Source organism: Saccharothrix tamanrassetensis (assembly GCF_014203665.1).
Taxonomy (GTDB): domain Bacteria; phylum Actinomycetota; class Actinomycetes; order Mycobacteriales; family Pseudonocardiaceae; genus Actinosynnema; species Actinosynnema tamanrassetense.
On sequence record NZ_JACHJN010000003.1, the window covers coordinates 544204 to 557271 of the forward strand.

The following is a 13068-nucleotide window of genomic DNA, read 5'->3' on the forward strand; positions in this document are numbered from 1 at the left end:
TGGTGGCCGTGGTGACGACTTTCCTCGCGACGATCCCCAGCCCGGACCAAGGCGTCTGGCAGTTGGGGCCGGTCCCGATCCGCGCCTACGCGCTGTGCATCATCGCCGGCATCATCGTGGCGATCTGGTGGGGCGAGCGGCGCTGGGTGGCGCGCGGTGGGCTGAAGGGCGAGGTCACCGACATCGCGGTGTTCGCGGTGCCGTTCGGGCTGGTCGGCGGCCGGCTGTACCACGTGGCGACCGACCACCAGAAGTACTTCGGCGAGGGCAAGAACCCGTGGGAGGCCTTCGCCATCTGGAACGGCGGCCTGGGCATCTGGGGCGCCATCGCGCTGGGCGGCGTCGGGGCGTGGATCGCGTGCCGGCGGCGGGGCATCCCGCTGCCCGCGATGGCGGACGCGCTGGCGCCGGGCATCGTCGTAGCGCAGGCCATCGGCCGCCTCGGCAACTACTTCAACCAGGAGCTGTACGGCGGTCCGACCACGCTGCCGTGGGGCCTGGAGATCTACGACCGGGTCGACCCGGCGACCGGGCTGAAGGACGAGCTGAACGGCGTGGCGCTGGACCACACGCCGATCGACATCGTGCACCCGACCTTCCTGTACGAGCTGCTGTGGAACCTGGGCGTGGCGCTGCTGATCGTGTGGGCCGACCGCCGCTTCCGGCTGGGCCACGGGCGGGTGTTCGCGCTGTACGTCGCGGGCTACACGGCAGGCCGGTTCTGGATCGAGATCATGCGGACCGACCCGGCCAACCAGGTGTTCGGCCTGCGGATCAACGTGATCACGTCCGTGGTCGTGTTCCTCGGCGCGGTGGTGTACCTCGCGCTGACCGCGAAGAAGGGCGACCGCGAGGTCATCGTGCGCGGTGACGCGGAGGCCTCGGAGACCGGGGACGGTGCCACGCCCGCGGGTGGTGCCGCATCCGCGGGTGGTGCCACGCCTGCGGCGCGGGACTCCGGATCGGCGGACACCACCGGCGATGGCACAGCGGACGACCGTGCCGCCGGCGACCGCACCTCCGGCGAACGCGCTGTCGGCGACCGCACCACCGGTGACCGCGCTGTCGGCGAGCGCACCACCGGTGACGGCAGCAGCGGCAAACCGGACGAGGTAGACGTGAAAGCCGAGTCGCGCACGGTCCCGGACACCAAGCCCGGCGACAAGCCGGACTAGCAGGCACGATGCGCATCCTCGTCGTCGAAGACGACGACCGGGTGGCGCGTGGTCTGCTGACCGCTCTCCGGCACGCGGGCTACGAGGTGCACCGGGTGGCGACGGCCGCCGCCGCGCTGACCGCGCCTCCCGCCGACGTCGTGCTGCTCGACCTGGGCCTGCCCGACAGGGACGGCTTGGACGTGCTGCGCGAACTGAGGCACCGGCCGGGCACGGCGGTCATCACGGTGACCGCCCGCGGCGAGGAGCGCGAACGCGTGCTGGGCCTGCGCGCGGGCGCCGACGACTACGTGGTCAAACCCTTCGGCACGGCGGAACTGCTGGCCCGCATCGAAGCGGTCCTCCGCCGGACCCGCGCGGCCCGAGCCGTCGAGGACCACTCCCACCAGGTGACCCTCGGCCCGCTCACCCTGGACTCCGCGACCCGTGAGGCCACCGTCGACGGCAGGCCGATCCCGTTGACCCGCAAGGAGTTCGACCTTCTCGCGCTGCTCGTGACGAGAGCCGGGACGGTGGTCAGCCGGGACCTGATCGTGGACCAGGTGTGGCAGGCGCACTGGGAAGCGCCGTCACGCACGCTCGACACCCACATCGCGGCGCTGCGCGGGAAGCTCGGCGACGCCGTGAAGATCGAGACGATTCGCGGGGTGGGCTACCGGGCGGCAGCCCACCCCTGAACAGTCGCTGGGACGGCGTCACCGCCGAGGCGGCGTCACCACTGGTGGGCGACATCCACGACCACGCGGCCGGGCAGCGTGAACACGCGGAACGGCAGCTGTGCCCGAACCCCGAGCCCGACCGTGGTCTGCCCTTCGAACGACCCGGCCCAGGCGACCTGCCGGAACGTCGAGTACCCGGCCACGTCCACCAACTCGGCCCGGTTGGGGTACGTGTAGGTGGGGTTGCCGTTGTCGTCGTAAGCCGGCGAGTAGACGACGACCTGCAACTTCGCCCCACCCCGCAACGGCACCAGCCGCCCGGACCCGTCCTCGTAGACGTTGTCGACGTACTGGACGACGTACCCGTCGTTCGTGCCCCGGAAGTCGAACACCAACCGGTCGTAGCAGTCCTGCCGACCGGCCCTGATGTCGGTGAGGTTCCCGGCGACCGAAGGCGGAGCGCTCTTCGGCAACGAGCCCCACTCGATCCCGCAGGCCCCGGGCGCAGCCGACGCCGAGGGCACCACCACGACCACCAAGGCCGAAACCAAGGCGAAAACCATTAACGCGATTCGACGAACCATCAACACCATCCCCCTTCACGGCCGGGAATCCCCGGCACCCCACATGACGCCGCTCACACCCCCGAGGTTGCGCCGACCGAGGCCACCACCGACCGAACCGCCCGGCAACCACCCGGCCGGCCCATCGCACAGCCCCCTTCAGCCGAAGCGCCTTGCGGTCAGACCCCTACGGCCAGAGCACCTCTCCGCCCACAACGACCGGGCCGCCGCGGATGAGGCAGGATGGCCGGCCGAACCCCCGACGAGGTCTGATGCTGCGCCGACTGCTTGTCCTCATCGTGCCGCTCCTGGTGGCACTGGTCGCCGCCCTGGGCGTGCCGCTGGCCTTCGCCGTGGTCCAGGGCGAGAGCCAGGAGACCTACCTCGACCGCCTCGGCGACGCCAGTCGCTTCGCCTCCCTCGCCGAGAACGCCCTCGCCTCCGGCCGCCGCACCGCCCTGCGCGAAGAACTCGACCGCTACGACCAGCTCTACGGCATCCCCGTCGCCCTCGTCAGCACCGACCGCACAGTCATCGAAAGCTCCCGCCGACCCTTCGCCCTGACCGACCCGGACGTGCAGACCGGCCTGGACGCGGCGTTCAGCGGCTACCGGGGCGAAGCCGACGAGTCGATCTGGCCGTGGGAGGACGTGAACCTGGTCGTAGTGGAACCGGTGGGCCGCGACAGCGAGGTGGTGGCCGCCGTCGTCACGGTCTCGCCCACCGACGGCCTCCGTCACGCCATCCTGCGCCAGTGGGGCGTTCTGGCGCTGCTGGGCCTCATCCCCGTGCTCGGTGTGGTGGCGGTGGCCTGGCCGATGTCGCGGTGGGTCCTCAGGCCGGTCCGGAGGCTGGACGAGGCCACCGCCGCCGTGGCCGGCGGCGAGCTCGACGCCCGTGCCGACGAGGTGGGCGGTCCGCCCGAACTGCGCAGGCTCGCCGCCTCGTTCAACGCCATGGTCGACGTGGTCGGCCGCGCCCTCCGCCGCCAACGCGCCTTCGTCTCCGACGCCTCCCACCAGCTGCGCAACCCCCTGGCCAGCCTGAGGCTCGCCGTCGACAACCTCGCACCCCACGTCACCGACGACGCCGGACGGGAGGCGCACAGCATCGCGGTCGACGAAGCCGAGGAGATGGGGCGGGTGCTGGACACCCTGCTGGCCGCGACGCGGCTGGACAGCGCGTCCGCCGCCGAACCCGTGGACGTCGACTCGCTGCTCGCCACCCACGTCCCCGGCTGGCGCGCGTTGGCCGGGGACGTCGAACTCGACGTGGACGTGCCCGAAGGCCTCCGCGTCCTGGAACCCCCCGGCGGACTGGGCAGCGTGCTGGACGAACTGGTCGGCAACGCCATCCGGCTGTCCGGGGCCACTCGGATCGAGGTCTGGGGCTCCCCGAACGGCGACAGGGTGGAACTGCACGTCACCGACGACGGCGAAGGGCTGGCCCCGGAGGAGCGCAGGCTGGCGTTGCGGCGGTTCTGGCGCGCGCCCCGCCACCAGAACGTCGCGGGCACCGGAATGGGGCTGTCGATCTGCGCCGAGTTGACCGCCGGCGCGGGCGGTGAACTCCGGTTGTCGCCCGTCGAGCCGCATGGGCTGGACGCGGTCGTCACGCTGAAGGCGGGTTGGTTCGACGCCTGAACTCCCGCGAGAGCGGACGACGTGGCTCAGCGCACGGCGGCTCAGCGCACGGCGGACGTCACCGCTTCACCGAACGGAACCAGCGCTCGGCGCCGCGGTGCAGCGGCACCCGGCCGGTCGCGATGCCGGTGCGGACGTTGATCCGGCCGGCCTCCGGGTGGCCGGCGGCGATCCGGGCCGACTCGGTGAACACGGTCCGGGTCACGACCTCGACCACGGACGCGTCCAGCGAACTGGCGGCCAGCAGCAGGTTGGGCACGGCGAACGTCCGGCACGGTCCCAGCGCCCCGTACGTCGTCGCCGGGATCGTCACCGGCACGTAAGGGCCGCCGTAGGACTCGGCCAGGCGCTCGGCCTCGTCCGGCAGGTCCAGCAGGCGGATCGGGAAGCCGCCCAGCAGGCCGGTGATCGCCGGCGTCGGAATCCCGGTCAACGCCACCAGGGCGTCGATGGCCCCCGCCGCCAACTGCCGCGCGGCCTCGGCGTGCACCATCCTCCTCGCGTCCACCCGTATCCCCAGCAGGTCGAGCAGCCGGGTGGCGGTGAACTCGGTCCCGGACTCGTGGGGGCCGAACGAGACCCTGGCGCCGGCCAGGTCCGCCAGCCGGTGCACCGGTGCGCCCTCCGGCACCACGACCTGGAGGAAGCTGTCGTACAGCCGCCCGACCGCGCTGATCCCGCCCGGGTCGTCCGCACTCAGCTGCGCCCCGTACAGCGGATCCAAAGAGGACAGTCCTAAATGGACCTCTCCCTCGGTCAGCAGCCGGACGTTCTCCACCGACGCCCCGGTGATCCGCGCGACCACCCGGGTGTCGGGCAGCTGGTCGGCCAACGCACCCGCGAGCGCCCTGCCGATCTCCTGGAACACCGCCCCGTCCGGCCCCGTGGCCAGGACCAGCTCCTCGGGCGCGATCGGGCGCGCGGACGTGCACGCGGGCACGCCCGCCACCGCGGCGGCGAGGAGCAGCGAGCGCCGGGACACCTGCACGCCCGCAGACTAGTCCCGTCGGACGAGTGGACGACGAGTTACGTCAGAGGCATCTGAAGTTTCCGGCGGCCGTCTTGTCGCAGGTGGGGGCTGTGCCCAGGATCACTGACCAACCCCCGCCGCACCGGTCCCCCTGGAGGAGACGTGGCCACCACGCCGACACGTCAGCGCAAACCGATCTACCGGCACCTGTACTTCTGGGTGCTGGTGTCGATCGTGCTGGGCGTGATCGTCGGTTACGCGTTCCCCGTCCAGGCCTCGGGGATGAAGTGGCTGGCGGACTTCTTCGTCGCGCTGGTCAAGGTGGTCATCGCGCCCACCATCTTCTGCACCGTCGTGGTCGGCATCGCGGGTCTGGGCAACCTCGCCAAGGCGGGCGGCCTGGCGTTGCGGACCATCCTGTACTTCACCGCCATGACGACGGTCGCCCTGGTGATCGGTCTGGTCGTGGTGAACCTCGTGCAGCCCGGCCACCACGGGCCGTCGATCCCGATCAACGACGAAGCCGCCTCGAAGACGCTGGCCGACGCGAAGACCGCCGAGACCGGCGTCACCGGGTTCATCCTCAGCCTGGTGCCGAAGTCGTTCGTCGGCGCGTTCACCGACGGCCAGTTGATCCAGGTGCTGCTGGTGGCGATCCTGGTGGCGGTCGCGGTGGCCGGGATGGGCAAGCACGGCGAGAAGGTGGTCTCCGCGCTGGACACCGTCGCCAAGGTCATGTTCGGCGTGATCAAGATCGTCATGTACGCCGCGCCGATCGGCGCGTTCGGCGGGATCGCCTACACCATCGGCAAGTTCGGCGGCACGATCCTGGGCAAGCTGGCGTGGCTGATGGGGTCGTTCTACGCGACCTGCCTGCTGTTCGTCCTGGTGGTGCTCGGCGGGGTGGCGCTCTACGCCGGATTCTCGATCTTCAAGTTCCTGCGGTACATCAAGGACGAGCTGCTGATCGTGCTCGGCACGTCGTCCTCGGAGTCCGTGCTGCCCCGGATGCTGGTGAAGCTGGAGGCGGCCGGCGCGGACAAGTCGGTGGTGGGCCTGACCATCCCGACCGGCTACTCGTTCAACCTGGACGGCACGTGCATCTACCTCACCATGGGCGCGATCTTCATCGCCCAGGCGACCGGCCACGACGTGGGGATCGGCACGCAGATCGGGCTGCTGCTGTTCATGCTGCTGGCGTCCAAGGGCGCGGCGGGCGTGACCGGGGCGGGGCTGGTGACGCTGGCGGCGTCGCTCACCGCGTTCGAGGCCAACAGCGCCATCCCGGCGGTGGGCATCGCGCTGATCGTGGGCATCGACCGGTTCATGTCCGAGGCGCGGGCCATCACCAACGTCATCGGCAACGGCGTCGGCACGCTGGTGGTCGCCCGCTGGCAGGGCCAGCTGGACCGGGCGCGGTTGAAGGAGGTGCTCGACCACCCGTCGGACGTGGACGTCGACGCGCTGATGGACCGGCAGCACGGGGAGGACACCGACGACCGCGAGCCGGTCGGCGCGGGCTCCCGCTAGACGCCCCCGCAGACCACCCCGCCCGCGAGCCCCGCAGCCGCACCACCGCGCCGGTGGAGCTGCGGGGCTCGTCCACGCTGTCGCGCCCACCGCGCCCACCGCGCCCACCGCGCCCACCGCGCCGGTGGAGTGTGATTTCGCTCGACCGGGGTCACCCGTGCGGGCGTAGTCCAGCTCTCATCGGCGCGCACGGTGCCGGTCGCTCGGTTATGCTGCACAACCGCGCAACAAGGCCGGCCGCAATGTCGCTCTGCCCGCCCGAATCGTTACGCGTCAATGACCGGGATCACCTTCTCGATGGTGTCTCCTGGTTTCGCGGCTGTTAAAGTCGCGTCAACACGCGGGCCATCGTCGTCCCGTGCCCAGCAGCCGGATTCCCAGGAACTGGACACGAGGACTCGTTCTTTCATAGGACGACGAAGGAGGTCTGCGCAGTGATCTTCTCCGCCATCCCGTCCCCGCAGGGGCTCTACGACCCGACTGCGGAACGTGACGCCTGCGGTGTGGCGATGGTCGCCGACATCGAGGGGCGGCGGTCCCACGGCATTGTCGTCGACGCGTTGACCGCGCTGGCGAACCTCGAACACCGCGGCGCCGCCGGGGCCGAACCGACCAGTGGGGACGGTGCGGGGATCCTGGTCCAACTGCCGGACGCCTTCCTGCGGTCGGTGGTGGACTTCGACCTGCCCGAGGCCGGCGGCTACGCGGCCGGCATCGCGTTCCTGCCGCGCGACGAGCAGGACCGGGCCAAGGCGCAAACGCTTGCGGAGCGGATCGCCGAGGAAGAGGGGCTGCGCGTCCTCGGCTGGCGGGACGTGCCGGTCGACCCGGGCCGCGCCGCCGTCGGGCCGACGGCGCAGTCGGTCATGCCGCACTTCGCGATGCTGTTCGTCCGCGCCGAGGGCGAGGGCAAGTCCGGTGTGGAGCTGGACCGGCTCACGTTCGCCCTGCGCAAGCGGGTGGAGCACGAGACGGTCGCCGCCCAGGTCGGCACCTACTTCCCGTCGCTGTCCGCGCGCACCCTGGTCTACAAGGGCATGTTGACCACCGGCCAGCTGCCCACCTTCTTCCCCGACCTGCGGGACGAGCGGCTGGCCAGCGCGATCGCCCTGGTCCACTCGCGGTTCTCCACCAACACGTTCCCGTCGTGGCCGCTGGCCCACCCGTTCCGGTACGTGGCGCACAACGGCGAGATCAACACCGTGCGCGGCAACCGGAACCGGATGCGCGCCCGGGAGGCGCTGCTCGCGTCCGACCTCATCCCCGGCGACCTGTCCCGGCTGTTCCCGATCTGCCACCCGGAGGGCTCCGACTCGGCCTCGTTCGACGAGGTGCTGGAGCTGCTGCACCTGGGCGGCCGGTCGCTGCCGCACGCGGTGCTGATGATGATCCCCGAGGCCTGGGAGAACCACGCCTCGATGGACCCCAAGCGCCGCGCGTTCTACGAGTTCCACGCGTCCCTGATGGAGCCGTGGGACGGTCCGGCGTGCGTCACGTTCACCGACGGCTCGCTGGTCGGCGCGGTGCTGGACCGCAACGGGCTGCGCCCGGCGCGCTGGTGGCAGACCGCCGACGGCCGCGTCGTGCTGGCGTCGGAGACCGGCGTGCTGGACGTCCCCCCGGACCGGGTGGTCGCCAAGGGGCGCCTCCAGCCCGGCAAGATGTTCCTGGTCGACACCGTCCAGGGCCGGCTGGTGGACGACGACGAGGTCAAGTCCGACCTGGCCGACGACCTGCCCTACGACGAGTGGCTGCACGCGGGCCTGCTGGAGCTGGCCGACCTCGCCGACCGCGAGCACGTGGTGCAGAGCCACGAGTCGGTGGTGCGCCGCCAGCTCACGTTCGGCTACACCGAAGAGGAACTGCGGATCCTGCTCGGCCCGATGGCGGTCGGCGGCATGGAACCGCTGGGCTCCATGGGCACCGACACCCCGGTCGCCGCCCTGTCCCAGCGCTCCCGGCTGCTCTACGACTACTTCGTGCAGAACTTCGCCCAGGTCACGAACCCGCCGCTGGACGCGATCCGCGAGGAGATCGTCACCTCGGTGTCGCGGGTGATGGGCCCGGAGCAGAACCTGCTGGAGCCCGGCCCGGTCAGCTGCCGGCACATCAAGCTGACCTACCCGGTGATCGACAACGACGAGCTGGCCAAGCTCATCCACATCAACGACGACGGCGACCTGCCCGGCTTCGCCTGCACCGTCCTCAACGGACTGTACGAAGTGGACGGTGGCGGCGAGGCGCTCGCGGCGGCCGTCGAGCGGGTCCGCCGCGAGGCGTCCGAGGCGATCGCCGCCGGGGCGCGCATCCTGGTGCTGTCGGACCGCGACTCGGACCACCGGCTGGCCCCGATCCCGTCGCTGCTGCTGGTCTCCGCCGTGCACCACCACCTGGTGCGCACCAAGGAACGCCTGCGGGTCGCGCTGGTCGTGGAGACCGGCGACGCCCGCGAGGTGCACCACATCGCGGCACTGCTGAGCTACGGCGCGGCGGCGGTGAACCCGTACCTGGCGTTCGAGACCATCGAAGACCTGGTCCTGCAAGGCGCGATCAGCGGCATCGAGCCCCGCAAGGCCGTCCGCAACTACGTGTCGGCGCTGGTCAAGGGCACCCTGAAGATCATGTCCAAGATGGGCATCTCGACGGTCGGCGCGTACACCGCGGCCCAGGTGTTCGAGGCCGTCGGCCTGTCCACGGACCTGCTGGACGAGTACTTCACCGGCACGGTGTCCAAGCTCGGCGGTGCGGGGCTCGACGTGCTGGCCGAGGAAGTCGCGCTGCGCCACCGCCGCGCGTACCCGGACAACCCGACCGACCGCGTGCACCGCAGGCTCGAAGTCGGCGGCGAGTACGCCTACCGCCGTGAAGGCGAACTGCACCTGTTCACGCCGGAGACGGTGTTCCTGTTGCAGCACGCCACGAAGACCGGCAAGCAGGACGTCTACCGCCGGTACACCGAAGAGGTGGAGGCCCTGGCCCGCCAGGGTGGCACGCTGCGCGGCCTGTTCCGGCTGAAGACCGCCCGCGAGCCGGTGCCGATCGACGAGGTCGAACCGGTGTCGTCCATCGTGAAGCGGTTCAACACCGGTGCCATGTCCTACGGCTCGATCTCCGCCGAGGCGCACGAGACCCTCGCCATCGCGATGAACCGGCTCGGTGGCCGGTCGAACAGCGGTGAGGGCGGCGAGGACCCGGAGCGGCTCTACGACGCCGAGCGCAGGTCCGCCGTCAAGCAGGTCGCGTCCGGCCGGTTCGGCGTGACCAGCGAGTACCTGGTCAACGCCAGCGACATCCAGATCAAGATGGCGCAGGGCGCGAAGCCGGGCGAGGGCGGGCAGCTGCCCGGCTACAAGGTGTACCCGTGGATCGCGCGGACCCGGCACTCGACCCCGGGCGTGGGCCTGATCTCCCCGCCGCCGCACCACGACATCTACTCGATCGAGGACCTGGCGCAGCTCATCCACGACCTGAAGAACGCCAACGAGCAGGCCCGCGTGCACGTCAAGCTGGTCAGCGAGGTCGGCGTCGGCACGGTCGCGGCGGGTGTCGCCAAGGCGCACGCGGACGTCGTGCTCATCTCCGGCCACGACGGCGGGACCGGCGCTTCTCCGATGAACTCGCTGAAGCACGCCGGGACGCCGTGGGAGATCGGCCTCGCCGAGACCCAGCAGACGTTGCTGCTCAACGGCTTGCGCGACCGCATCACCGTGCAGGTGGACGGCGCGCTGCGCACCGGCCGCGACGTCGTGGTCGCCGCCCTGCTCGGCGCGGAGGAGTTCGGCTTCGCCACGGCCCCGCTGATCGTCGCGGGCTGCGTGATGATGCGGGTCTGCCACCTGGACACCTGCCCGGTCGGCGTGGCCACGCAGAACCCCGAGCTGCGCAAGCGCTACACCGGCCAGGTCGACCACGTGGTGAACTTCTTCGAGTTCATCGCCCAGGAGGTCCGGGAACACCTGGCGGCGCTGGGTTTCCGCACCATCGACGAGGCCGTCGGCCACGCCGAGCTGCTGGAGACCGACCGGGCCGTCGAGCACTGGAAGGCGGCGGGCCTGGACCTGACGCCGGTCTTCGAGGTGCCGCAAACCCCGTACCGCACGGCGAAGCGACGGGTCCGCGAGCAGGACCACGGCCTGGCGCAGGCACTCGACCGCACGCTCATCCAGCTCGCCGAAGCGGCCCTGGAGGACGCGCACCCGGCGCGGCTGGAACTCCCGCTGCGCAACGTGAACCGCACCGTCGGCACGCTGCTCGGCGCGGAGGTGACCCGCCGGTTCGGTGGTGACGGCCTGCCCGACGACACGATCCACGTGACGTTCACCGGCTCCGCCGGCCAGTCGCTGGGCGCGTTCATCCCGCGCGGCGTCACGCTGGAGATGGTCGGCGACGCGAACGACTACGTGGGCAAGGGGCTGTCCGGCGGACGGATCGTCGTGCGCCCGCACCCCGACGCCCCGTTCGCGGCCGAACGGCAGGTGATCGCGGGCAACGTCATCGGCTACGGCGCGACCGCCGGCGAGATCTTCCTGCGCGGACGCGTCGGTGAGCGGTTCTGCGTGCGGAACTCCGGTGCTCTCGCGGTCGCCGAAGGCGTCGGCGACCACGCGTTCGAGTACATGACCGGCGGCCGTGCCGTGGTGCTCGGACCGACCGGCCGCAACCTCGCCGCGGGCATGTCCGGCGGCATCGCGTACGTGCTGGACCTCGATCCCGCCTCGGTCAACCAGGCGATGGTCGAGTTGCAGCGGCCGGGCGGGGACGACCTGCGGTGGCTGCGCGAAGTGGTGGAACGGCACCACGAGCTCACCGGATCGGCCGTGGCCGCGTCGCTGCTCGGCGACTGGCCCCGGCGGTCCGCGGCGTTCACGAAGGTCATGCCCGGTGACTACCAGCGCGTGCTCGAAGCGATGAGGCTCGCCCGCGCGGAAGGACGGGACGTCGACCAGGCGATCATGGAGGCTTCCCGTGGCTGACCCGTACGGTTTCCTCAAGCACGACCGCGCCGACGCGAAGAAGCGCCCGGCGGCCGAGCGGCTGTCCGACTGGAACGAGGTCTACCTGGACCTCGACGCGGAGACGCGCGGCTCCCAGGTGAGGACCCAGGCCGCCCGGTGCATGGACTGCGGCGTGCCGTTCTGCCACTCGGGCTCGGCGGGCTGCCCGCTGGGCAACCTGATCCCGGAGTGGAACGACCTGGTGCGCCGGGGCGACTGGGAGCAGGCGTCGGACCGCCTGCACGCCACCAACAACTTCCCCGAGTTCACCGGCAGGCTCTGCCCCGCCCCGTGCGAGGCCGCGTGCGTCCTGGCGATCAGCCACGACGCGGGCGGTGCGGTCGCGATCAAGCGGGTCGAGCAGGCGATCGCGGACGTGTCGTGGGACCAGGGCCTGGTCAAGCCCGCGCAGTCGCACGTGTCGTCCGGGAAGCGCGTCGCCGTCGTGGGTTCCGGCCCGGCGGGTCTGGCGGCGGCGCAGCAGCTGACCCGGGCCGGGCACGAGGTCACCGTGTACGAGCGCGACGACCGGCTCGGCGGCCTGCTGCGCTACGGCATCCCCGAGTTCAAGATGGAGAAGAAGGTCCTCGATCGGCGGCTCTCCCAGCTGCGCAAGGAAGGCACGAAGTTCGTCACCGGCTGCGAGGTCGGGGTCGACCTGACGGTCGAGCAGCTCCGCGAGCGGTTCGACGCCGTGGTGCTGGCGGTCGGCGCTCTGCGCGGCCGTGACGACACGACCACACCCGGTCGCGAGCTGGCCGGCATCCACCTCGCCATGGAGCACCTGGTGCCCGCGAACCGGGCCTGCGAAGGCGATGGCGCGCCCGGGATCGACGCCGCGGGCAAGCACGTCGTGATCATCGGCGGCGGTGACACGGGCGCGGACTGCTACGGGACGGCGACGCGCCAAGGCGCCGCTTCGGTGTTGCAGCTCGACCAGTACCCGCAGCCGCCTTCGCAGCGCGACGACGAGCGCTCGCCGTGGCCGGTGTGGCCGTGGATCCTGCGGACGTACCCCGCGCACGAGGAGGCGGGCGAGCGGAAGTTCGCCGTCGCCGTGGAGAGCTTCGTCGGGGACGAGGACGGGCACGTCCGGCAGATCCGGCTGCGCGAGGTCCGGGTGGAGAAGGACGCCTCGGGACGCCGGGTGGTCGTGCCGACGTCGGAGGAGGTCCAGGTGCTGCCGGCGGACCTGGTGCTGCTGGCGATCGGTTTCGAAGGCGTCGAGCACATGCCGCTGCTGGACGCCTTGGGCATCGACCTGACCTCTCGCGGCACCATCTCGTGCGGTTCCGACTGGCAGACCCAAGCTCCGGGGGTGTTCGTGTGCGGTGACGCGCACCGGGGTGCTTCGCTGGTGGTGTGGGCGATCGCCGAGGGCCGTTCGGTGGCCAACGCCGTCGACCGGTTCCTGACCGGCTCCTCCGACCTGCCTTCCCCCGTCATCCCGAACCAACTGCCGCTCGCGGTGGTGTAGCGACGACGGTGTGGCGACGGTGTAGCGCCGACGCCCGAGACCGCCCGCAGACTTCGT

General features: G+C 71.3%; 8 protein-coding genes. 6 read left to right on the plus strand and 2 right to left on the minus strand.

Annotation, left to right across the window (positions count from 1 at the left end; genetic code table 11):
• Window positions 1–11: 11 nt before the first annotated feature.
• Complete coding sequence (lgt, locus tag FHS29_RS11745; protein WP_312864897.1) at window positions 12–1175, plus strand: prolipoprotein diacylglyceryl transferase; 1164 nt, start codon at window positions 12–14, stop codon at window positions 1173–1175.
• 8 nt (window positions 1176–1183) lie between these two features.
• Window positions 1184–1852, plus strand: a complete 669-nt coding sequence (locus FHS29_RS11750; protein WP_184690606.1) for a response regulator transcription factor — start codon at window positions 1184–1186, stop codon at window positions 1850–1852.
• Window positions 1853–1887: 35 nt separating this feature from the next.
• On the opposite strand, the gene FHS29_RS11755 is transcribed toward FHS29_RS11750, so the two are convergent.
• Entirely contained in the window at window positions 1888–2418 is a 531-nt protein-coding gene (locus tag FHS29_RS11755) for an AMIN-like domain-containing (lipo)protein (protein WP_221455760.1), read from the minus strand.
• Between the two features lie 251 nt (window positions 2419–2669).
• Between FHS29_RS11755 and FHS29_RS11760 the strand changes: the two genes are divergently transcribed.
• Window positions 2670–4040: a sensor histidine kinase gene (locus FHS29_RS11760; RefSeq protein WP_184690608.1), complete on the plus strand. Its 1371-nt coding sequence runs from the start codon at window positions 2670–2672 to the stop codon at window positions 4038–4040.
• A 58-nt stretch (window positions 4041–4098) separates the two neighbouring features.
• Here FHS29_RS11760 and FHS29_RS11765 read toward each other — a convergent pair whose 3' ends face one another.
• Window positions 4099–5028, minus strand: coding sequence for a TAXI family TRAP transporter solute-binding subunit (locus FHS29_RS11765; RefSeq protein WP_312864871.1), 930 nt, complete (start codon window positions 5026–5028; stop codon window positions 4099–4101).
• A gap of 144 nt (window positions 5029–5172) precedes the next feature.
• On the opposite strand from FHS29_RS11765, the gene dctA reads away from it, so the two are divergent.
• The 3 genes from dctA to FHS29_RS11780 all read left to right on the plus strand — a co-directional run bounded on the left by dctA (window position 5173) and on the right by FHS29_RS11780 (window position 13011).
• Window positions 5173–6540, plus strand: coding sequence for a C4-dicarboxylate transporter DctA (gene dctA / locus FHS29_RS11770; protein ID WP_184690609.1), 1368 nt, complete (start codon window positions 5173–5175; stop codon window positions 6538–6540).
• Between the two features lie 434 nt (window positions 6541–6974).
• Window positions 6975–11513: a glutamate synthase large subunit gene (gltB, locus tag FHS29_RS11775; protein WP_184690610.1), complete on the plus strand. Its 4539-nt coding sequence runs from the start codon at window positions 6975–6977 to the stop codon at window positions 11511–11513.
• Entirely contained in the window at window positions 11506–13011 is a 1506-nt protein-coding gene (locus tag FHS29_RS11780; protein ID WP_184690611.1) for a glutamate synthase subunit beta, read from the plus strand. Before gltB ends, FHS29_RS11780 begins: the two co-directional genes overlap by 8 nt.
• Window positions 13012–13068: the final 57 nt, after the last annotated feature.